The following is a 22109-nucleotide window of genomic DNA, read 5'->3' on the forward strand; positions in this document are numbered from 1 at the left end:
AGTACAAAAGATTTCTAAATGTACCAATACGCCATTTCTACCTATTCACTAAAACTATGCCAAAACAAAGTAAAATAAGAATAACAAAACTCCTATTGTTATATTTATAACTAAATAGCCATTATTTGTTTCTCTTTTTAAAGAAATTTTCTATCCTTATTTAACCTCAATTCGATATAATAAAATACTATTTTCAATCACCCGTCGTGCTATTTTCAATTGCCTATCGTGCTACTTTCAATTGCCTGTCGTGCTACGACCTCACCCCCTTTTCCGTCCCTAATTCCCCCTTTGAAGATAGCCAGCAAGAGATTTTCATCACATTTCCTTCGTCATTCGTCTCTCGTCATTCGTCATTCCTTCCTTTTTCCGTCATATTCCCCTCCTATTGCCTATGGCCTAAGGCCTAGTGCCTCTTCCCTTTTCTTTCGCCTCGAAACCCCGTTTTTACCATTTTTTGCATCGTTGTATTATACTATGAGTCAACCACTTATATACCCTTTCTATACCAATCGTCCAAGATTCGTATAAGCTTCCTATAAGCTCTCTATAAGCTACCCCCACCCTCCTTACAACCATTTTTTACTAAAATTCCTCTCACCTCTCTTCCGTTCTTCTCCGATATCTTTTGAAAGCTCCTATGCGTCATTTTTTACGGCACACACTTTGCCAAAGTTTTTGCCTGTGCGGCTCACGCCTCTCACCTAATTTCTTTCGGACTCCTCCCAAACTTCTTCTTAAAGGCAGTCGAAAAATGCGATATATAATCATATCCACAGGTAAGGGCAATCTCACCTATACTTTTATCGGTGTGAAGGAGCAGTTGTTGTGCCAATTCCATTTTATAATCGTATAGATAACCAAAAACAGTAGTGCCAAATACTTCTTTAAAACCATAACACAACTTCTTTTCGTTCACACCTACGGCACGTGCCAGTTCAGCTATCGAAGGCGTAATGTCCAACTGAGCCGTAAGGCGGTCGCGCACTTCGTACATCTTCTGCACGTCGGTTTGGGTTTTGCAGTATTGGTATACTTGTAGCTGTTGCTGTTCGTATTGATGTAATTGTAACAAAAAAAGTTCCTGCACTTTTAGGTCGGCATAAGGTCGTGCTGCTTTGCCCAAAAGAGAAGCGTGTTGCAGTTGGTCAAGGGCAGTTTGCATAGCAAAGTCAGTAGGAAGTGATTGTTCAGGCGAAAGAATAAAGTTACCACCCCGCTCATAGCGCTGGTACCACGCCATAAAAGTTTCGGGGTATTGAGTAGCTATTTGCGCAAATTGCTCAGCACTGATAGCAACCGTAATCACTTCTATAATATCATCTTTATGCAACAAGTCTTTGCCCAAGCATTCTTCTTTACCAAAAAAGATATTGTGAGTCCCCGCCTTACTGATACAATTTCGCCCGTCTACCTGCACTGTCATACCTTTGTGGGTTCGGGTTACGAAATAGAGACGCACTGAGGGGATATCCATACCTCCCTCAAAAGCCACATCTTCTTTCATTTGTGCTTGCCATCGGTAGTAAGTATGATTGCCTAAGGTTTGTTGTTCCAATTGAAACACCCCTATTTGTTCACTCACTCTTTCGTAATAATTTTGCACCTCTTCTTCGTTGGTTGCCAAAGGTAATGTTATTTCGTTTATCATATTCATCAGTCGTTTATCACGTTCATCAGCCGTTTGCCGTCAGCACCACCGGCCGGCTACGAACAACTAATCACATTATTTGCTATTCAGATGTAAAACTTTGCTAAGGAAATTAAAGAATCGTACTTCCTTTTTACTGTATTTTTGCATTCTGAAATCTGTTGTTTAGAACAAAAGTAAATAATATGAATGTATTGACCAAATAAATTTGCTTTTTTGTTAATTATGAACAATATTTTTCACTTATTACTTATCACCTACCCTACCTTTCTATGATTAAATCGCTTAAAATATAGAATATTATACAATAAATCCATCAACTAAAATGAACAAAATACCCGAAACAATGCTCATTACTTTATGGGCAAAAGCTACTGAAAATAAAGAACCTCAACCGCTGTTGCGCGATGAGAAGGCTGCTGAGATTATAAACAAAATAGACTATGATTTTAGCCGGTTCAAGAAAGCTAAATTCTCCCAAGCAGGCGTGTGTGTACGCGCTCACCTGATAGACGAAGAAACACGCGCTTTTATAGAGCAACACCCCGATGCAGTAATAATACAATTGGGTACGGGTCTCGATGCTCGTTATGAGCGTTTGGGCTGTCCGGAACTTACCCATTGGTACGACCTCGATTTGCCTGAGGTAATTGCTATCCGGCGTCAGTTTTTTGAGGAGAGTGAAAGACGTAGTTTTTTAGAAATGTCTCTCTTTGATACCGAATGGATAGAAAAAGTAAAAGCTCACCACAAGCCTGTACTCATTATTGTTGAGGGGGTACTGATGTATTTCCCTCCGTTTGAGGTAAAAGATTTTATGATACATCTCTGTGAAGCATTTACTGAGGCTACTCTTCTCTTCGATATGCTCGCTTATGCTTTGGTAGGGCACGCTAAGAACCACGATACACTAAAAGCAATGGATAAAGACAGGCGCCCTGAATTTCAATGGAGCGAAAAGTATAGCGAGGCGATGGAGCAGTGGCACCCTAAGTTGCACGTAGCGAAAGAGTATTTTATGAGTAAGTACGACCAAGGACGCTACCCATTTATATTCCGTATGCTATATAAGATTCCGTATTTTTATAGGCGATTTAACCAGAGAGTGGTGAGATTAGAGATAAGGTAAATAACATAATAAATATCTGATATATAACGTTTTAAATAATATATAGAAAATAAAAGTAGTAAAAAAATTAGGAGATTAAATAATTATTATTACTTTTGTGCTTTCAAAACAGAAATTTTAGTTATATACCTTATTTAATAAATATAAATGAGAACAATACAATTTAGAGAAGCCGTTTGCGAAGCGATGAGTGAAGAAATGCGTCGCGACGAGTCTATTTATTTGATGGGTGAAGAGGTAGCCGAATACAATGGTGCTTATAAAGCCTCTAAAGGAATGCTCGATGAATTTGGGCCTAAACGTATTATTGATACCCCTATCGCTGAAGGCGGTTTTGCAGGTATCTCAGTAGGGGCTGCTATGAATGGTAACCGTCCTATTGTAGAGTTTATGACCTTCAACTTTTCATTAGTAGCGATTGACCAAATCATTAACAACGCGGCTAAAATGCGCCAGATGTCAGGAGGTCAGTTTAATATTCCTATCGTTTTTCGTGGTCCTACCGCTTCTGCTGGTCAGTTGGCGGCTACCCACTCTCAAGCCTTTGAGAACTGGTATGCTAACTGCCCTGGATTGAAAGTAGTAGTTCCTTCTACGCCTTACGATGCAAAAGGACTCTTGAAGTCGGCTATCCGTGATAACGACCCTGTTATCTTTATGGAATCTGAGCAAATGTACGGCGATAAAGGTGAAGTGCCAGAAGAAGAATACACTATTCCATTAGGCGTTGCCGATATTAAGCGTGCGGGTACTGATGTAACTATCGTTTCTTTCGGTAAAATTATTAAAGAAGCGCATAAAGCTGCTGATATTTTAGCCAAAGAAGGTATTGAGTGTGAAATCATCGACTTGCGTACTGTACGTCCGCTTGACTTTGACACGGTATTCGCATCGGTTAAGAAAACTAATCGCTTAGTGATTTTGGAAGAAGCGTGGCCTTTTGCCAGTGTGTCTTCTGAAATTACTTATCAAGTACAAGAGCACATCTTCGATTATCTCGATGCGCCTGTACAACGCATTACTACCACTGATACGCCAGCACCATTCTCTTCAGAACTTTTGAAAGAGTTTTTGCCAAATGCTGACGACGTAGTAAAAGCGGTAAAAAAAGTACTTTATAAATAAGAATTTGCTATCATTTTTATTTTTTTAAAAGTTATATTTTATTTTTTAGTCTTCACGATTTTTCCTCATCGTGAAGACTTTTTTTCGTTTAAGAGCGTTAATCTTTTGTTAAACTTTTGATAGGAAAGCAAAAGAATAAAAGTTATGTTTGTAACACAAATTAACGTCTTCATTGTTTATGAACTATTAAAATGATGCTAAATAAGCTCATTATAAGGGCGTTGTTTTAACATATTATTGATTTCTGAAAGAAAAGAAAAAGATACAGAGGTGGTTTATATAACTTGTAAGAATTAAGAATTTTTCAGTATCTTTGTGCGAAATTAGGAGGGGAATTATATATGCCATTAGAGAGCACCATAAAAGTAGATAAAAAAACCACCTTGTACATTTGGGAGGTAAGGGAGGAGCTTGCTGTGTTGGAAGAAGAAACTCCTCTTACTCCTGAACAAAAGGAGAGTTACAATGCTATTAGCAATGAGAGGGCTAAAAAGAACTTTTTAGCTACGCGTTTATTGCTAACTCAGTTAGGACACGCCCCCAATTCTTTGCATTACAATGCTTACGGGAAGCCTTTTTTAAAGGGAAAAGATTTTATTTCGATTAGTCATTCGTTTGATAAAGTTGTGGTGATGATAAGTAATAAACCTGTGGGGGTGGATATCGAGAAGAAACGAGAGAAAATATTGCGTATTGCACATAAATTCACTCAATGGAATTACCGTTCAGCGGATTACTCGATTCAGAACATCATTCAGAAACTTACAATGACGTGGTGTGCTAAAGAAGTAGGTTTTAAAATTCATAACAAACCTACACTTACCCTAAACGATGTGAGGGTAAAAGACTTTTTTCCTAATGACAAGGAAACGGATATTAAGATAGGAAACACTATGTATAAGGTCTTTTTTATTTTGATAGAAGATTTTGTTTTAGGATATTGCAAAGCCAATAAATAAACGTTTTGGTTATATACAAGAACAAATGGTAGATTTTGTAGCTGTACAAAGTTTGCCATTTGTTTTTTTTTATGCCAATGAACGTGAGTTGAGCGTAAATCTCAGAAAATAGAAAAATGAGAAAATGGAGTAAATGCCAATAATGCCACCAAGGGAAATGGGCGGGTCGGACAGGTCAGAGGAGAGGTTAGAGGATTCGGAAGGAAACGGAGGTTTCCAAAAGTAGGTTGGGAGGATTTTTGATGAAAAAAGGGTGTAAGGAGGGTGGGGTTAGGATATAGAAAGGATATAGGAATGATGAACGAATGATGGACGATTGGTATAGGAAGGGTATATAAATGATTGATTAATAGTATTATATAACAAGGTAAAAAATGGTGAAAACAGGGTTTCGAGACGAAAGAAAAGAGAAGAGGCACTAGGCATTAGGCCATAGGTAATAGGGGGGAGTATGATGGAAAATCAAAAGAAACCTCCCCCTTACACATACCCAGCTATCGCTGGCTACCTCCAAAGGGGGAATTGTAGGGACGGGGAAGCGAAAAAAACCTCCCCCTAACCCCCTCAATGAGGGGGAATATAGGGACGGAAAAAGGAAGAAATGACGAGGGACGAATGACGAATGACGGAGGTAATGTGGGGAAAATATCCTTCTATACACACACTCGGCTATTGATAGTCACATACTCGGCTAATGTTATCTTAAGAGGTTTTTAGGGGATTTTTGGAGATTGCCTCTTTGAGTATGGGGAGGGCACTTTTTTCAATGAGCTTAGAAGCGGTGAGGAGAGTGATTACTTTATGAGGTTTAAGCATCTCTAAGAAAGATGCAAAAGCGGGATTTGCCAAGAGTTCTTGGGTATAATCTGCTTTAAAATCTTCGAAATTGCCGTCTTGATGATAGCGTTTGCGCAAAGCTGTGGAAGGAGCTACCTCTTTTGCCCAAAAATCTAAATGAAGTGCTTCTTTTTTGATGCCACGAGGCCAAAGCCTATCGGCTAAGATACGAAAGCCGTCATCGGGGCTTTCTGCTTCGTATACGCGTTTTAATTGTATTTTCATAGTAACAAGACCATTGCAAAAAATATACCAATTAGGACTTAATGATTAGTGATTAATGGTTAATGGTTAATGAGTAAGAAGCGGAGAAGGGGTGGTTGTGAGTGGTAGGAGTGTTGTAAGCGGTATGCTTTAAGGATTAAAACCTGCCCTTAATTCCTAAGGCTTTGGCTTTACTAAGCGCAACTTTGGCTTCTGCCTCGCGCCCAAGTTCGTTGTAGAGCAAATACAAATCGTAATAGATTTGGGCGTTTTTGGGTTCGTACTTCAAGGCTTCGTTTAAGAAGCTTTCTGCCTTGTCGTTTTGGGCTTTGCCACTGTAAAGAACGGCGAGGTTTAGGCGAATGTAGTTCAGCTGTTTGTCTTTCAGCAGAGCGCGCTCGTAGAAACGAATGGCGTTATCGGTATCGTTTATCTTCACAAAATAGTCGCCTGCCGTAGCACTTCCTAATGGAAAATCGGACTGTGAGAGCACAAACTCCTTGTACTCTTGGTGTGCTTGTTCAAATCGGTTATAGACCCTGCAAGCCTCTAATCCTTTTTGGGTGAGTAAGGCATTAGCCGCGAGCATACGCACTGCCTTCATCTTATCGGTAAGTAAGGGTAACAAATCATTTTCATAGAGATTCAGAGGATATTCGCTAATAGCCACCACGGCACGATAACGCGTTTGTGGGTCGGGATTATGAAGTTCTTTTTTAATAAGCGCAAAGCTCTTTTCAGAGGGGTGATTGCCCAGATAGTGAATGGCTCCCGCACGCACAATGGCGGGAGTTGTTTTGTCTTCTAACAGACTACTGAGTGCGGTGATATTCCCTTTACTTCCTTTAATAAGATTTTCGGCGAAATGCGGTTTACGCTGTTTGCCGTACCACTTGGTAACAGCTTCGGCTGCCCACCCAGCGGTTTTATCGGTATGACAAGCATTGCAAGCGTTGGGTGTGCCGTACTGAGCAGACAAATCGGGGCGAGGAACGTAGAAATTGTGGTCGTGACGCACATCGTTACCCATATAAGTGCGGGTAGGCATATGGCACACACGGCAATCGGTTTCGGCTGGGTTGCCCTTGTGGAAAGTGTGTGCCTGAGAAGCGTACTTAGGAGCGTGACACTGCAAACACACTTTGCTACCTTCGGCTTTCAGCTTGCCTGTGTGAGGCGAATGGCAAGAGGTACAGCGCACGTTTTGGTGATACATTTTGCTTTGCAAGAAAGACGAATATTTATAGTTTTCACCTAACACTTGTCCGTCGGGAAAATAAAGGTCGGTTACGGGCACTTCGGGCAGATATTCGTCCATTACCTCTGTTACCATAGCGTGGTGCTGGGTTACCTCTCCCCTACGCGTATGGCAAGGCATACAGGCATTGAGTTCTTGGGTTTGCGAGGCAAGGACAAAGGTGCGAGTTTTGCCCTTACTCTCGGCGTGCGTTTTAGCCCCTCCGTGGCAGGACTCACAACTTACGGTGAGTTCGCTATAAGTAGTGTGATAGGAGTCGGTATAAGGGTTGAGGTTTTTTTGCAGGTTGGTGCTATGGCAAGAGGCGCACATTAGGTTCCAATTCTGTCCTGCTTGCGTCCAATGCAGGTAATCATCGGGAGGAATCACCTCGCCTGCGTATTGATGAAACCACTTGTTTTGACGGCTATCCCACGACTGACGGAAGACTTGCTTTTTGCCGTTAGGAAAATCGGTAATATACTGTTGTAGGGGGTAATAACCAAAGGTATACAATACCTCATAGTCTTTGTAAGCCCCGTCTTCGCTTTGTGTATGGATAAAAAATTTGCCATTGCGCTTGAAGAAACGAGAAGTAATGCCATCGGCGGTGTAGGTAACGTTATTGAAATTGCCGAGTACGGTGCTATCGTTAGCGATTTGCATTGCCTTGTAGTGGTCGGAGAGCGTCCATTCATTATACTCTTTTAGGTGACACTGCTTGCAGGAAGCCGAACCTATGTAGCCCTGAGGAGTTTCTTTATTAATATCCTGTACGGAGGTATACATCTCCTGATTAGTAGTTTTGAAGAATAGAAAGACAATGCCCGCAAGGCATAATAGAACAGCAAGCGCTATCAATAGTTTTTTCGACATAAAGAAACATTTAGGCGGTTTTCTTACAGCGGGGCAAAGGTACAAAAACAATATTTAATATACAACGGATAAGACGGTTAAAAATACCAATAAAAGAGTGCTAAAACATTACAAATTAACAAATGTATTTACTTGTATTAAAAACTCTTGCATTATTGAAACCTTTTTACTACTTTTGCGCAAAATTAAATATAGATGACAAAACTGAGAATGTTGTACTCTTGGGCTCTCTTCTTGCTGGTAACTTTTACTGTTACAGCACAGAATATAGAAGTTTCAGGTACTGTAAAAGATGAAAAAGGTGAGCCTTTATTAGGTGTATTGGTATTAATCAAAGGTACTCAGCGCGGTGCCGCTACCGATATGGACGGGAATTATACTATCCAAACCAAAGTGGGAGAAACGTTGAGTTTTTCGATCTTAGGAATGAAGACAGTAGAGAGAAAAATAACCGCCTCCACCAAACGATTAGACATTGTTCTTAAAGAAGATGTACAAGAGCTTGAAGAGATGGTGGTTACCGGCTATGGAGCTCCTAAGCTCGCCAGCCGCACCGTTGCACAAGTCGCACAAGTACAAGGTAAAGATGTGAGTGCCGCTCCGGTAGCCAGCGTATCCGATGCCTTACAAGGACGATTAGCAGGGGTAGTGGTAACCAGCGATTCAGGTCGCCCTGGTAGCAATAGCGATATCCTTATCCACGGGTATAACAACTTCCAAGGAGCACTACGAGGTGAAAGAACCCAAGAACCTCTCTATATAATGGACGGAATAGCCGTAAGCAGTAGTGTGATGAGCAGGTTCAACCCTAATGATATAGAGAGTATTACGGTACTTAAAGATGCAGCTTCTACCTCTATCTACGGAGCACGTGCCGCCAATGGGGTGATACTTATCACTACCAAAAAAGGACGTAATAACGAGCGTACAAGCGTAACCATCAGTCACCAACTCGGTTTTACAGCGCTTACTAATGCCAGTCGTAAGTTTTTTGACGATATGATGACCCCACGCGAGTATATGGACTTTTGGATAGAAAAAAATCCTGAAGCAGTAAACTTGGCTGTAGGTAAGTTCAGTTCAAGCAAGGATGTAGCGAGACAGTCAGCAGAAAAAATCTTAGCCGATAATCCTTACAATACGCGTTGGGATAAGGTTTTCTTCAGAGATTTTGTACCGTTGATACGTACTGATGTCTCTATTTCAGGAGGTACTAATAATAGTACTTATTATTTGTCGTTTGGGCACTTCAGCCAAGAGGGTTCTACAGCACCTCGCAGCGATTACCGTCGTTATACTGTCAATGGTAGTATCAATACCCAAATCACTAAATGGTTAAAAACAGGCTTCTCATTTGCAGCAGGACATACCGAGCGCGAAGGAGGTTCCACCCTCAACACCCCTAAGGTGATAGCTTTGCCACTTTACAGTCCTACCTACGAAGATGGTAGACGCAAAAACTATATCCCTGGCATCACCAGTCGTTCAGCTGGTTTCTACCACCCCGACTACTATGCCGAAACACACCCTAGCAACTCTTTTTCCGATGACTTCTTGCCTTCGGGATTCGTCTCTATAGAGCCTATAAAAAACCTCATATTCAAAACACAAGGAGGAATACAATACGGGTATGGCGAATCAGAACTAAAAGAGTTACCTTCGTTTATAGATTATAAGTTTTTTGATGACCCTAATCCTTACACTTCAGTGTCTAACAGTCGTACACTCAGAAAGACAATTACTAACACGTTAGAATATCGCTTCCTGTTAGGAGAAAGCAGAAAACATAGCTTCAATGTGTTATTAGGACAAGAGTCGGTTGAAAATAGCAGTAAACAATTAGATGCTACTACTTTCGGACAACCTTCAGAAGGGCTAACAATGCTCCGACACGGTAGTAAAGATAAAAGAATAGAAGACCAAAAGACTGTAAGTACTTTCAATTCTTATTTCGGAAGAGTAGAATACTCTTATAACACTCGTTATTTCGTAGACCTATCAATGCGCCGTGATGGTTCGTCAGCTTTTGGTAAGAACAACCACTACGGTAACTTCTGGGCAATAGGAGCGATGTGGAAACTCAAACAAGAGAACTTTTTGAAAGATGTAAAATGGCTTTCAGACCTCAATTTGCGTTTCAGCACAGGGCTTTCAGGAAATGCTTTAGGAGGCTACAAACATATCACTACCGTAAAACCAGATAATTTCTATCAAGGTAAAACAGCTTATACAGTAGGTAGCTTGGGTAATCCTGATCTACGTTGGGAAGAGCAACGCAAAACTACTGTAGGGCTTAATATTGTGATTGATAGAGGTACTTCTTTCAATATCGAGTACTACGACCGCGAGACTTACGATATGATTTCAAGCCGTGAACTCAATAGTACTTCAGGGCAAAATCAATTCTTTGACAATGCAGGGGGTATGCGCAACCGTGGGATAGACTTCACTTTCTCATCAGTAGTGTATAGAAGTAAAAATGAAGACCTGAGCATTCGTCCTTACTTCAACGTAAACTATAACAAGCAAGAAATAACCGCTCTTTTTGGCAATAAAACCTCTAATGTAGTTCCTTCTTCTGAAATAGGGTATAAATTAGGTCGTGCCCTTGAATGGGCTGCCGTTATCCCCAAAGGCGTAAACCCTACTACCGGACAAATGGAGTATTACATACCAGGTGATGACCGTATGGAGCAAGTAACTGATGATGATAGAGTAACAACTACTTACGACTCTAGTAAATTAGGACAAACCACAGGCAAGAAAATGCAAGCCCCTATCAATGGTGGATTCGGTTGGAATATCAGCTATAAAACATTCTCGCTCGATATGGCATTCTCTTTTTCGTTGGAAAAATATAAGTGGAACTACGATATGAAGTACACCGAAAATCCTGATCAGTTTGGCGATCACAACCTAAGTAGAAAGATTTTGGATTATTGGAAAAAACCAGGTGATAACACCCGTCACCCTAAGATAAACACTACCACTTTCGTAAATTCATCGGATGCGCGTATGATACAAGACGCCTCATTTATGCGTTTGAAAAATATTACCCTTAGCTATAGCCTCCCAAAAGAAGTTATCAAACAATTGAATTTCTTTGAAGGAGTACGCTTATATGCTACCGCCCGCAATATCTTTACGCTTACCAAATACGAAGGAGCAGACCCTGAGTACAATAATGCTATTTCATCAGGTGGCTATCCTCCTTCTCGTCAATTTACCTTAGGGGTAGATGTTAATTTTTAAAAGTATAAAACAATGAAAAAGATTTATAAAATAATAACTTTAGTAGTAGCTCCTCTGTTCTTTACCGGCTGTTTCAACCTCGACCAACAACCTTATGAAGATTTGAGCCAAGCTAACTCTTTTAAAACCGTACAAGATGCTCAATCTTGGGTGAATGGTATGTATGGTAAGTTGCGTACAAACATATACGGAAGTGCGATGTATGCTACCGACTTGCAAGCTGATTTCCTGAATATGGCCTTAAGAGACGGTACTAACGAAACGATTACAAACTTTCAAAACTGGACGTTGTTTACTGTCAATAATGCAGCTACAGCAACTATTTGGCAACGCTATTGGGGGGCAATACAAAATATAAATATAGGTTTAGAGGGGATTCCTACTATTACTATTCCCCAAGAAAATTACCGCACCGATGCGGCACAGATAAAGCACAATATGGGCGAATTGTATTTGGCACGTGCTTATTACTACACCTATCTGCTTACGCATTATTGCCCTACCGACGAGGCTTCGGCTTATGGATTGCCTTTGCTAAGTGGGCCTACTATCAACAATTTTCCTAACAGAAGTACAGTAGGACAGACTTACGACTTTATTTTAGCCGATATAGCACAAGCCGAAACTCGCCTTAGTGATGTAACAGGTGCTTTAGGGTCAGAGAAGTTTACCAAAGATGCAGTTGCAGCACTCAAGGCACGTGTATTGCTTTATAGAGGCAAGTGGGCAGAGGCTTATGCCGCAGCTACTTCAATTATTGGTAGTCGTTATAGCTTAGTGAGTAGTAGTAGTGATTTAGAAAAGGTATGGAAAGATGATGATACTGCAGAAAGTATCGTACAGCTCTATGCTAAATATGATATAGGGAATACTGCCGAATTGCCTTCAGCTAACGATGTCTATTTAGGATACCAAAGAGAATGGAACTACAGATTGCGTAGATTTGAGATAAAGTATTTGCCAAAAGCAATACCTACTCAAGATTTCGTAGATTTGTACAATGATAGCGATTATCGTAAGTCTATTTATATCAAAAAACTTTTCGCTAACTATGGTAGTGCTACTTTCAACGATTTGTATTTGGTGAATAAATATCCCGATAACCCTTTGCTAAAACAAACACCCAATGGCTATTCTACTTATATGCATCGTCCTAAGGTATTTCGTATTGCTGAGATATACTTAATAGCAGCCGAAGCCGCTTATAAAAACGGCGATCAAACTAATGCTAAAACCTACTTAGACAGATTGCGTACCGCTCGTGGTATTGGTAGTGTAACCTATACCGACCTTTGGACAGAGATTCAAAACGAACGCAACCGCGAACTTGCTTTCGAGGGCTTCCGTATGGCAGATATCAAGCGTTGGAATTTAGGGGTAGTACGTGGTACTCCTCAGAATCTCAGTGCTATTGTTTCAGATCCTGCTGACCAGTATTATCAGCTTAATATCCCTGCAGGGAATTATAAAATGGTTTGGCCTCTTTCTCCAAGTGATATTCTCTATGAACAAGGTAGAGCCAACTGGCAACAAAACCCAGGTTGGTAAAACAATGATTAATGCTAATACAATAAAGAGATTTAAAATATGTTTAAAATAAAGAAAGCGGTCTTAGTAGACCGCTTTTTTATTATCATTAATCTTAACTATTATCTCCAAAAGTAGTAGGCTACTACTGATATAAAGATAATACAAAGAATATTCAATACAAAACCTGCTTTTATCATATCGCGTTGACTTACCTTGCCCGTGCCGTAAGCTATGGCATTAGGAGGCGTAGCTACAGGCAACATAAAGGCACAAGAGGCTCCTATACCTATAATAAGTGAAAGACCCAAAGGATTAACTCCTAAGTTTTCGGCTACCGAGATGAAGATAGGCACTAAGAGAGCTGCACTGGCGGTATTGCTGGTAAATTCAGTTAGGAAAATGATGAAGGCAGCTACCATAAGTCCTATTACAAAATAGTTGCTATCAGCGATGAGAAACTGCACAGAGTCTACCAATGCCTTACTCGCTCCCGATTGTGTAAGGATAACACTTAGTGAGAGTCCGCCTCCGAAGAGCATTAGCACACCCCAATCGGTGTTTTCTTGTATTTGTTTCCATTCGGCCACACCAAAGAAACACACGAACACGGCAGCAATCATTGCAACCACTGCATCAAAGTCTTTGATTTTCTCGATGCCTATAAAAGAAGTGGACGTTTCGTTAATCAGGTCGCTAAATATCCAGCAAAGGGCTGTGATAAGGAAGATAAGAATGGTAAGGTACTGCTTGCCGTTGAGCTTATCTACTACACCTTCAGTAGAGGTGATTTTAATGTTTAGTTTCGGACGGAACACTACATACAACGTACCTATCATCAAAGGCATTAAACCTAAGACTGTAGGCATACCATAGCGCAACCATTCTGAGAATGTGATATTCAGTTGAGAGGCGACAATGGCATTCGGTGGACTACCTACCAAAGTACCCATACCTCCTATACTCGCACTATAAGCAACCCCAAGTATTACAAAGGCATACGTACCTTTATTACTTTCGTAGTCGATGTTTTTAAGCAAACCCATTGCCAAAGGGATAATCATTGCAGCAGTAGCTGTATTACTGATACCCATAGAGAGCAAAGCCGTAGCCAAAAAGAGGAAAAATACCGCCAACAGGAAATTACCTCTGGCTATAGCAATCACCTTATGAGCGATGTACTTGTCAAGCTTTTGTACGCTCAGGGCAGTAGCAATAGCGAAACCTCCAAAGAATAGGAAGATTGTAGGGTTTGCAAAAGCTTGTAGGGCACTTTTGGTACTCTCTAAGCCCAAGAGTATTGCCAATACAGGAACTAAGAGTGCTGTAACGGTAATGTGTATGGCTTCGGTAAGCCACAAGATAGCTACAAAGGCAAGGAGTGCCAAGCCTTTATTAGTAGGCTCTTCATAAGGAAGCAACCCATAGAGCAAAAAGCCTACCGCCAATGCGATGGCTATAATCACGGAACGTTTGATGTAATTGGTCAGCATATATTAGGGTTTTTGTTATTAGCAAAGCACGTAAGCAATTTACGGTTTTATCTTCACCGCATATTTCTTTTCCGAAACAATTACAATCCCTTTTTGGAGCAAAAGATTATTCGGCAAACTTATCTGTTCGCCTTCTGCTGTTTTCAAAAGAGTATAGAAAGATTTTATATCGATTATTTTAGCCTCGATAGGATAATCTTTATCTAAAATCTTAATCGTATCACCTATTCTAAACGGAGAAGAGAAAAACACGATAATCCCCGCTGTAATATTGCTCAAAATCGACCATTGGGCAAAAAACGCTACCCCTATTACGGTAAGTATCGAAGTAACAAAAAGGAAGAGTTGTTCTGTTTTTATTCCCCAAATAGAGACAATGGTAAGGATAGCTAGCGCATAAATAAAATAGTCTATATACTTCTTTACCAAATGAGTACGACTCTCTCCGAACTCCACTTTTTTTCCGAACTTATTGATGATAGAGTTCACCAAGTAACGCAAAGCAATAAAGACCACCAATGTAATGGCAGTAGCGATAATTTGATATAGGTAGTCTTGTATATAGTTCATATAACTTTACTTCGCGATATTCACAGCACGAGTTTCACGTATTACCGTTACTTTCACTTGACCTGGGTAGGTCATATCGGTTTGAATTTTTTGCGATAAGTTGAATGATAGTTCTGCGGCTTTATCGTCGGTTACTTTTTCGCTTTCTACGATTACACGCAACTCACGACCTGCTTGGATTGCATAGGCTTTCTTCACACCTTGGAAAGTGAAAGCAGCATCTTCGAGGTCTTTGAGGCGTTGTATATACGAATCGAGTACTTGGCGACGTGCTCCTGGACGAGCCCCACTAATAGCATCGCATACTTGTACAATAGGCGAAAGCAAGGAGGTCATCTCAATCTCGTCGTGGTGTGCCCCGATAGCATTGCACACTTCGGGTTTTTCGCCGTATTTCTCTGCCCATTCCATACCGAGGAGAGCGTGAGGAGTCTCACTTTCTATCTGCGGTACTTTACCGATGTCGTGCAAGAGTCCGGCACGTTTGGCGAGTTTAGGATTTAAGCCTAATTCGGCTGCCATTACTCCGCAGAGTTTGGCTACCTCGCGTGAGTGTTGCAAGAGGTTTTGACCATAAGAAGAACGGTATTTCATACGTCCTACACATTTTACTAACTCGGGGTGCAATCCGTGGATACCGAGGTCAATCACGGTGCGTTTACCTATTTCTACAATTTCTTCTTCTATTTGTTTGGTAGTTTTTTCTACGACTTCCTCAATGCGTGCAGGGTGGATACGCCCGTCGGTTACGAGCTTGTGCAAAGAAAGACGTGCGATTTCGCGACGTACCGAGTCGAAGCAAGAGAGAATAATCGCTTCGGGGGTATCGTCTACAATGATTTCGACCCCAGTAGCTGCTTCGAGGGCACGGATATTGCGACCTTCACGACCGATGATGCGACCTTTCACCTCGTCAGACTCGAGATTGAATACCGATACGCAATTGTCTACTGCTTCCTCAGTGCCTATACGCTGAATGGTGTTGATGATGATTTTGCGCGCTTCTTGGTGAGCAGTGAGCTTGGCTTCCTCAATGGTATTTTGAATATAAGCCATCGCGTCGGCTTGGGCTTCACTGCGCAATGAATCGGTGAGTAGTTTCTTAGCTTCTTCGGCAGACAAGCCTGAAATAACCTCTAATTGTTGTACCTGACTTTTGTGTAGGCGGTCTATTTCTTCTTGTTTCTTGTCGAGAGTTTGCAAGCGAAAGTCGGCTTCTTCTGTTTTCTTTTCCAACTCATCTTTTAGGCGCTTATTTTGTGCCAATTCATTAGACACTTGCGACTCTTTATCGCGTATACGCTTCTCAGCCTCTGCCATTTTTTTATCTTTGGCGGAGATTGTTTTTTCGTGTTCAGCTTTTAGTTCAAGGAACTTCTCTTTTGCTTGGAATATCTTGTCTTTTTTGATATTTTCAGCTTCGGCTTTAGCGTTTTTCAGAAGAACGTCGGCTTCATTCTTAGCGTTGAGAATGATTTTAGAGGCGTTCTTCTTTTCCAGCGATTTGGCGATAGCGAACCCTATGAAAAGGGCAATGATAAAAACTGCAATACTTATAATAACTGTACTATCCATCTTTGTTGTTTAAAAAATAAAATATTGATATAAAAAATGCCTATATTGATTAATAAGTTTCACGTAAAACTCTGAAAAACAGGTTTAGGGATACTCAGTGGGGCAAGTATCCGGCAACTGAAGACCGGCGCGCTTTAGCCGCTGTAACTCTCCCTTTTGTGAAATGTTAATGTTGAGTTTACCGAAAGGACAATCAATATAGGCAGTAAGTTTTCTATGTAAAGGAACGTGTTTTAACCTATTTGGTTTAAGGCGTTGTACACCTGTGCTAAGGCTTCTTTGAGGGATTCATCTTCGTGCGTTTCGTTGAGTTTGGCTTGTTCTATTTCTCTTGCCAAAGCGATAGCGCACATTGCTAAGCCATCTTGTTTATCGCGCAGTTCATAAACGGTTTCAAAATCTTGAATCATATCGTTTATCTTTTTAGCGGCTTTTCTAAAACCCTCTTCCTGTTGTGGAGCAATGGTTAAAGGGTATAACCTATCGGCTACCGAAAGTTTAATTCTCAATCCGTCCTGTTCCATTGCTATTGTTTAGTGAGCTGAGTGATACACGCATCGATTTCGCGAATGAGCGTATTGAGCTTCAATTTAGTTTCTCTTTTACTATCTTTACTGCCTAATATACGGTTGGCTATGGCGAGTGTTTCGTTCTTCTCTTTCAGTGTAGTGATAGTGCTTTCAAGCGACTGTTTCTCACTGCGAAGTTCTTCAATGGTTTGTTTTAGCTTGCCATTTTCTTCCCTAAGACTATTGAATTTGCTCTGTAAGACAATGGCTTTCTCTTCTAATAACGCTACCAACTTTTTTAAATCACTCATCAAACAGCGAACTTTGTATATTTGGGGCAAAAATACGCTTTCTTTTTAAAAAAAGCAATTTTTTTAGAAAATAAATGAAACTGAGAAATGTAAGATTTTCATAATCAACATAAAAAAGGATTTTTAAGTTTTAAAGAAAGTCATACCTCAGCGTTATTATAAATGAAAATCACTTGATTGTATTATAAGTTGATGATTTTCTTTGCTTAGTTTTAACAAAGGGTTGAATTAACTTATTGATTATAAACCTCCCCCCTTTTACACATACCCAGCTTTCGCTGGCTTCCTCCAAAGGGGGAGATGTGATGCAAAAGCGACTATGAAATTGTAAATCAGAGACAATCATTTCTCAAATATTGATTCACATTATAAATTAACATTTTCTTTATTTTGTTGTTTTGCTAATAGGTAATTTACCGCAGTAGCAGCAGCGTGTAACCCAAAAGCGGCTGGCATAAAGCTAATGGTTCCATAGAAAGACTTTTTATAGTCGAGACCTTCGGTGCGTTGCATAGAGTCCTTGGAAACTATTTCGGAAGAGAATACGGCTTTTATACCTGAGTGAATACGCTCGTTTTTGAGCCGTTTGCGAATAAACTTTGCCAACGGACAGTTATACGTTTTCATCAGGTCGGTTACTTTTATTTGGGAAACATCGGTAGCACCTCCGGCGCCCATACAACTCACGAGCTTTATGTGTTTGCGTTTAGCTGCAAGAATAAGGTTCAGCTTAGGGCTAATACTATCGATACAGTCGATGACATAATCGAAGTCGGGCGTTACGATTTCCCAAGCGCGCTCAGGGGTGAGGAATTCGTGAATGACGGTGAGTTTCAGCTCGGGATTGATATCCAAAAGACGTGCTCTCATCACTTCGGTTTTGGCTTGTCCTATCGTAGAATGAAGGGCGGGCAACTGGCGGTTGATATTAGAGAGGGAAACGGTATCAGCATCGACAATAGTGAGAGCTCCTACGCCTGCACGAGTTACAAATTCGGCAGCATAAGAGCCTACGCCCCCTAAGCCTGCAATGAGGATATGGGCATTTTGCAAAGTGGTAATACCTTGTTGTTTAATTAAAAGCTCTGTACGTTCTAACCAATGATTATTCATATTATTTTTGGTCTTCCGCAAATTATGCGGATAGGACGGATTGCGTAATGCTTCTTTTTAAATTTGAGAGCTACGCTTCTGTTTTTAAGGAGAAATCTTTTATACGTTGTAAACTTTGCCAAAGGGGCGAGTCGTACCTTTGGCAAAGTGTAGCGATGCAAATGCGATTTAAATCTTCTTTATTCTTCTTTCGTGGCGACCGCCTTCAAAAGGGGTGTTGAGAAAGGTATTGGCTATATCTACAGCTTGCTCAATGGCGGTAAAGCGGGCGGGAATGCTCAGTACATTGGCATTGTTATGGGCACGAGCAAGAGCAGAGAGCTCTTTTGTCCAGCAGACTGCACAGCGGATGTGAGGGTGCTTATTGGCGGTCATTGCAATGCCGTTACCACTACCGCAAATCACAATACCAAGGTCGGCTTTGTTTTCTTCTAAGGCTTTGGCTACGGCGTGACCAAAATCGGGGTAGTCTACACTTTCAGAAGTATCGGTGCCGTAGTTGAGTACTTCTATTCCTTTACTTTCCAAAAAAGCTACAATGGCTTTTTTATAATCGACTCCTGCGTGGTCGTTTCCTATGGCTATTTTCATTTTTTATAGTTAATTTTATCGTTATTTGTTTTTTATATATTGTTTATAAGCTTCACGTAGAGCATCGGCTTGGGTTTTATTGGGGCTTTGGGTGTACATATCGTCAAAATATGCAAAAGATACTACTTTGGTTACTTTGGGAATGGAGAAGGCGGTAGTGAGTTGTTGTTTGACTCTATCGAAAGTAGCGGGATGAAAAGGTACCTGACCATTAGGAGAGGCAAAAGTTTCGAGGTCTGACCAAAATACTCCTTTATAGTTTTTGTTTTCCTGAAATAGTCCGCGCTCAGCCGCTTGGTAGTACTCAGCAAGGCGGTTGAGGGTTACGTGTTGTGCCCCTACCCCATCTTGTAACATAATGATTTCTAAATTACTCTTAGCGAGTTCAGCCATAAAGTGTTGCAACTGTTCGGGAGACGAAAGTGCACTATTCCAAAAGGCAGCAATTGAAACGGGTTTGTTATTCAGCTGGTGCAAACGATTAGAGATGCGGTCGATAAATTTCTCTCTGAAAAGAGCTATCTTATCATCGGTATTATAAGCATAAGGCTCAGGTTCGTGTGGAATATACCACCCTTTGAAGGCTGGGTGAGTACCAAACTGGCGTTGGATATCTTCAGCAATAGCAATACAATAATTGGCTTGAGTTTGTAGCCACGACGCATCGGTTTGGTGTTGCCAATAACTTTCATCAAAGAGCAAGCCTATGTGCACTTCTATGCCTTTACGCTGAGCTGAGGCAAGGATTCGTTGTAGGGTAGGTTTAATTTTGGTGGTAGTAAAGTTATTGTTTGAATCGAACCAAGTGAGGTTATTAGAAGGATTTATATATCCTATGTATTGCACGATGAGGGTGTTCATACCCAAGTCTTTAATTTCGCCTAAAAAATTGTCCCATTGAGCCTCGCTCCAATCGCCTTTGTTAAAGAGCTGTATGAAGGTACCTGTAAGTATCTTTTTATCGGAAGGGGAAGGGGTAGGTGGATTAGGTTGTGGATTGGGCTGCGGGTTAGGTTGCGGGTTAGGGTTGGGTTGTGGAGTAGGAACAATAGGGTTGTTGGGATTGGGGGTTGGTTCATCGGAGTTGCTTTTGCTACAAGAGGCTGATAGCAAAGCACCAAAAATGGTAAGGAATAAAACTAATTTTTTCATCTTATTTAATATTTTTTGCAAAGGTAAGAAGTAATTAGGAAATGAGAAAATTGGAAAATGAGAAAATTGGAAAATGAGAAAATTGGAAAATGAGAAAATTGGAAAATGAGAGAATTAGGAAATGAGGAAATTAGCAAATGGGGTGCGAGCTACAAGAAAAGTGCCAGCGGAGGGGATTAACTTTGGCAAAGGTGCGAGCCACACGGGCAGTCGTAGCACGACAGGCGGGGAAAAATTAGCAAATTAGCAGATTAGAGAATGAGAAAATGTGGAGGGTTGGAGTATTCGGAAGGAAACGGAATTTTTCAGAAGGAGACTAAGGGGTCTTTTGGTGAAAAAAAGCTGTAAGATGGGTGGGCTTAGCTTATAGAGAGCTTATAGGAAGCTTATACGAATCTTGGACGATTGGTATAGAAAGGGTATATAAGTAGTTGACTCATAGTATAATACAACGATGCAAAAAATGGTAAAAACAGGGTTTCGAGGCGAAAGAAAGAGAATCCTCACCCCTTCCCTCTCCCAAGGAGAGGGGGAATGTAGTGACGGAAAGAGAATCCTCACCCCTGCCCTCTCCAAAGGAGAGGGGGAATGTTGTGACGGAAAGGGGATAGTGAGCCACACGGGCAAGTGAAAAATTAGAGAGAGACTCAGGGAGAGCTGTCGGACAGGGGAGAGGGGGTGGACTTATCTAACGACTGATTTGCTTATTAACAAATTGGCTAATTGACAAATTTTTCATATCTTTGCCAAAACTTTTAACTCATACCTCTTAACTGATAACTAAATAAAGTGAACGAATTAAACTTAGAACTTACTGACGTGAGCGCCCAAGTGTTTTGTGGCGAAGACGAAAATAATATCAAATACATCAAAACGCTCTTCCCGAAGCTAAAAATCGTAGCACGGGGGTCTAAACTTATTGCCTTTGGCGAAGAACATTTGCTAAAAGATTTTCAGAAACAAATGGAAAAGCTTATTGCCTATTGCGCGAAATACAATCGCTTAGACGAGCGCTCTATCGATAGTATTCTTTCGGCTACTAATACTGAGAAGAGCGAAAAAGTGCGCGAAGAGGACGTTATTGTGCACGGCGTGAATGGCAAAATCATACGTCCGCAAACCCCAAATCAGGTAAAATTAGTAGAGCTGATGCATAAAAACGATATGGTATTTGCCGTAGGACCTGCCGGTACGGGTAAGACCTATGTGGGCGTTGCCTTAGCCGTAAAAGCTCTTAAAGAAAAACAAGTGCGTAGGATTATCCTTACTCGTCCGGCAGTGGAAGCAGGCGAGAACCTCGGTTTTCTTCCTGGTGACCTCAAAGAGAAGCTCGACCCCTATATGCAACCCCTCTACGATGCCTTGCGCGATATGATTCCCCACGAAAAGCTCAACGCCTTTATTGAGGCAGGAATCATAGAGATTGCCCCCCTTGCCTTTATGCGCGGGCGCACCTTAGACAACGCTTTTGTAATCCTTGACGAGGCACAGAACACCACTCACGCCCAGATGAAGATGTTCCTCACCCGTATGGGGCGCAATGCCAAGTTTATGATCACTGGCGACCCTGGGCAAATAGACCTACCTCGCAAAGTTTCCTCTGGACTTAAAGAAGCGATGCTTATCCTTCAAAAAGTACAGGGTATCGCCTTCCTTCACTTAGACGACAGAGACGTTGTGCGTCACCCACTGGTACGCAGTATCATCGAAGCCTATAAAACCATAGAAAACAACGAATAGTCGTAGCACGGCAAGCATTTTTTGCAGTATAAACTTTGAAGTTTGAAGTAGCTTGTCGTGCTATGACCTTTGGCAAAGTTTTTTACTTCTTATTCCAACCTTTTTGAAAATTCTTCGTTTATAGAGCAGAAAGTGAAAGATATTAGCGCTCTTCTTTAAAAAATAATCAAGAAAAGATAATTGATAATCAGCGTAATGAAAAAATAATGACATAATAAAGTTATTTTTATGGTACTTTGTATTGCATAATACTTTTAT

17 protein-coding genes are annotated in these 22109 nt (G+C 40.9%); 6 read left to right on the plus strand and 11 right to left on the minus strand.

What is annotated here, in order from left to right:
• Positions 1 to 700: 700 nt before the first annotated feature.
• Positions 701 to 1657, minus strand: coding sequence for a helix-turn-helix domain-containing protein (locus tag HW279_RS03735; protein ID WP_178958013.1), 957 nt, complete (start codon positions 1655 to 1657; stop codon positions 701 to 703).
• Positions 1658 to 1976: 319 nt separating this feature from the next.
• Between HW279_RS03735 and HW279_RS03740 the strand changes: the two genes are divergently transcribed.
• The 3 genes from HW279_RS03740 (at position 1977) to HW279_RS03750 (ending at position 4864) form a co-directional block, all read left to right on the plus strand.
• Positions 1977 to 2780: a class I SAM-dependent methyltransferase gene (locus HW279_RS03740; RefSeq protein WP_178958014.1), complete on the plus strand. Its 804-nt coding sequence runs from the start codon at positions 1977 to 1979 to the stop codon at positions 2778 to 2780.
• Positions 2781 to 2927: 147 nt separating this feature from the next.
• Positions 2928 to 3905 (plus strand): pyruvate dehydrogenase complex E1 component subunit beta, encoded by a 978-nt coding sequence (locus HW279_RS03745; protein ID WP_009418524.1) that lies wholly within the window; start codon positions 2928 to 2930, stop codon positions 3903 to 3905.
• A gap of 341 nt (positions 3906 to 4246) precedes the next feature.
• A complete protein-coding gene (locus HW279_RS03750; RefSeq protein WP_009422383.1) occupies positions 4247 to 4864 on the plus strand; it encodes a 4'-phosphopantetheinyl transferase family protein in 618 nt (205 codons plus the stop codon).
• 702 nt (positions 4865 to 5566) lie between these two features.
• On the opposite strand, the gene HW279_RS03755 is transcribed toward HW279_RS03750, so the two are convergent.
• Together HW279_RS03755 and HW279_RS03760 are read right to left on the minus strand one after the other, a co-directional pair.
• Positions 5567 to 5926 (minus strand): DUF488 domain-containing protein, encoded by a 360-nt coding sequence (locus HW279_RS03755; protein ID WP_178958015.1) that lies wholly within the window; start codon positions 5924 to 5926, stop codon positions 5567 to 5569.
• A 136-nt stretch (positions 5927 to 6062) separates the two neighbouring features.
• Positions 6063 to 8018 carry a multiheme c-type cytochrome gene (locus tag HW279_RS03760; RefSeq protein ID WP_178958016.1) on the minus strand — a complete coding sequence of 652 codons (1956 nt, stop codon included), beginning with the start codon at positions 8016 to 8018 and terminating at the stop codon, positions 6063 to 6065.
• A 195-nt stretch (positions 8019 to 8213) separates the two neighbouring features.
• On the opposite strand from HW279_RS03760, the gene HW279_RS03765 reads away from it, so the two are divergent.
• Positions 8214 to 11270 (plus strand): SusC/RagA family TonB-linked outer membrane protein, encoded by a 3057-nt coding sequence (locus HW279_RS03765; RefSeq protein WP_178958017.1) that lies wholly within the window; start codon positions 8214 to 8216, stop codon positions 11268 to 11270.
• Between the two features lie 12 nt (positions 11271 to 11282).
• The gene (locus HW279_RS03770) at positions 11283 to 12818 is read left to right on the plus strand and encodes a RagB/SusD family nutrient uptake outer membrane protein (RefSeq protein WP_178958018.1); all 1536 of its coding nucleotides are present in this window, start codon (positions 11283 to 11285) and stop codon (positions 12816 to 12818) included.
• Between the two features lie 101 nt (positions 12819 to 12919).
• On the opposite strand, the gene HW279_RS03775 is transcribed toward HW279_RS03770, so the two are convergent.
• From HW279_RS03775 to HW279_RS03810, 8 genes are all read right to left on the minus strand, one after another.
• Positions 12920 to 14290 (minus strand): SLC13 family permease, encoded by a 1371-nt coding sequence (locus HW279_RS03775; protein WP_178958019.1) that lies wholly within the window; start codon positions 14288 to 14290, stop codon positions 12920 to 12922.
• 39 nt (positions 14291 to 14329) lie between these two features.
• Positions 14330 to 14860 carry a mechanosensitive ion channel domain-containing protein gene (locus HW279_RS03780; RefSeq protein ID WP_178958020.1) on the minus strand — a complete coding sequence of 177 codons (531 nt, stop codon included), beginning with the start codon at positions 14858 to 14860 and terminating at the stop codon, positions 14330 to 14332.
• A 6-nt stretch (positions 14861 to 14866) separates the two neighbouring features.
• Positions 14867 to 16435 (minus strand): ribonuclease Y, encoded by a 1569-nt coding sequence (rny, locus tag HW279_RS03785; RefSeq protein ID WP_106096176.1) that lies wholly within the window; start codon positions 16433 to 16435, stop codon positions 14867 to 14869.
• Positions 16436 to 16668: 233 nt separating this feature from the next.
• Entirely contained in the window at positions 16669 to 16959 is a 291-nt protein-coding gene (locus tag HW279_RS03790; RefSeq protein WP_002674145.1) for a cell division protein ZapA, read from the minus strand.
• A gap of 2 nt (positions 16960 to 16961) precedes the next feature.
• Positions 16962 to 17255, minus strand: a complete 294-nt coding sequence (locus HW279_RS03795) for a hypothetical protein (protein WP_106096175.1) — start codon at positions 17253 to 17255, stop codon at positions 16962 to 16964.
• A 366-nt stretch (positions 17256 to 17621) separates the two neighbouring features.
• A complete protein-coding gene (locus tag HW279_RS03800) occupies positions 17622 to 18368 on the minus strand; it encodes a ThiF family adenylyltransferase (RefSeq protein WP_178958021.1) in 747 nt (248 codons plus the stop codon).
• Positions 18369 to 18536: 168 nt separating this feature from the next.
• Complete coding sequence (rpiB, locus tag HW279_RS03805) at positions 18537 to 18959, minus strand: ribose 5-phosphate isomerase B (RefSeq protein ID WP_009422432.1); 423 nt, start codon at positions 18957 to 18959, stop codon at positions 18537 to 18539.
• Positions 18960 to 18980: 21 nt separating this feature from the next.
• Positions 18981 to 20111: a DUF4434 domain-containing protein gene (locus HW279_RS03810; protein WP_178958022.1), complete on the minus strand. Its 1131-nt coding sequence runs from the start codon at positions 20109 to 20111 to the stop codon at positions 18981 to 18983.
• A gap of 789 nt (positions 20112 to 20900) precedes the next feature.
• On the opposite strand from HW279_RS03810, the gene HW279_RS03815 reads away from it, so the two are divergent.
• On the plus strand, positions 20901 to 21851 hold the full coding sequence (locus tag HW279_RS03815; RefSeq protein ID WP_178958023.1) for a PhoH family protein: 951 nt from the start codon (positions 20901 to 20903) through the stop codon (positions 21849 to 21851).
• Positions 21852 to 22109 lie beyond the last annotated feature (258 nt).

Origin of the sequence: Capnocytophaga sp. oral taxon 903 (assembly GCF_013394785.1) — a bacterium.
GTDB classification, from domain to species: domain Bacteria; phylum Bacteroidota; class Bacteroidia; order Flavobacteriales; family Flavobacteriaceae; genus Capnocytophaga; species Capnocytophaga ochracea.

Coding starts and splice junctions, on each gene's coding strand:
- HW279_RS03755 (WP_178958015.1), bottom strand. CDS start 5,926: ATGAAAATACAATTAAAACGCGTATACGAAGCAGAAAGCCCCGATGAC.
- HW279_RS03750 (WP_009422383.1), top strand. CDS start 4,247: ATGCCATTAGAGAGCACCATAAAAGTAGATAAAAAAACCACCTTGTAC.
- HW279_RS03795 (WP_106096175.1), bottom strand. CDS start 17,255: ATGAGTGATTTAAAAAAGTTGGTAGCGTTATTAGAAGAGAAAGCCATT.
- HW279_RS03760 (WP_178958016.1), bottom strand. CDS start 8,018: ATGTCGAAAAAACTATTGATAGCGCTTGCTGTTCTATTATGCCTTGCG.
- HW279_RS03790 (WP_002674145.1), bottom strand. CDS start 16,959: ATGGAACAGGACGGATTGAGAATTAAACTTTCGGTAGCCGATAGGTTA.
- HW279_RS03740 (WP_178958014.1), top strand. CDS start 1,977: ATGAACAAAATACCCGAAACAATGCTCATTACTTTATGGGCAAAAGCT.
- rpiB (WP_009422432.1), bottom strand. CDS start 18,959: ATGAAAATAGCCATAGGAAACGACCACGCAGGAGTCGATTATAAAAAA.
- HW279_RS03775 (WP_178958019.1), bottom strand. CDS start 14,290: ATGCTGACCAATTACATCAAACGTTCCGTGATTATAGCCATCGCATTG.
- HW279_RS03810 (WP_178958022.1), bottom strand. CDS start 20,111: ATGAAAAAATTAGTTTTATTCCTTACCATTTTTGGTGCTTTGCTATCA.
- HW279_RS03800 (WP_178958021.1), bottom strand. CDS start 18,368: ATGAATAATCATTGGTTAGAACGTACAGAGCTTTTAATTAAACAACAA.
- rny (WP_106096176.1), bottom strand. CDS start 16,435: ATGGATAGTACAGTTATTATAAGTATTGCAGTTTTTATCATTGCCCTT.
- HW279_RS03745 (WP_009418524.1), top strand. CDS start 2,928: ATGAGAACAATACAATTTAGAGAAGCCGTTTGCGAAGCGATGAGTGAA.
- HW279_RS03735 (WP_178958013.1), bottom strand. CDS start 1,657: ATGAATATGATAAACGAAATAACATTACCTTTGGCAACCAACGAAGAA.
- HW279_RS03770 (WP_178958018.1), top strand. CDS start 11,283: ATGAAAAAGATTTATAAAATAATAACTTTAGTAGTAGCTCCTCTGTTC.
- HW279_RS03780 (WP_178958020.1), bottom strand. CDS start 14,860: ATGAACTATATACAAGACTACCTATATCAAATTATCGCTACTGCCATT.
- HW279_RS03765 (WP_178958017.1), top strand. CDS start 8,214: ATGACAAAACTGAGAATGTTGTACTCTTGGGCTCTCTTCTTGCTGGTA.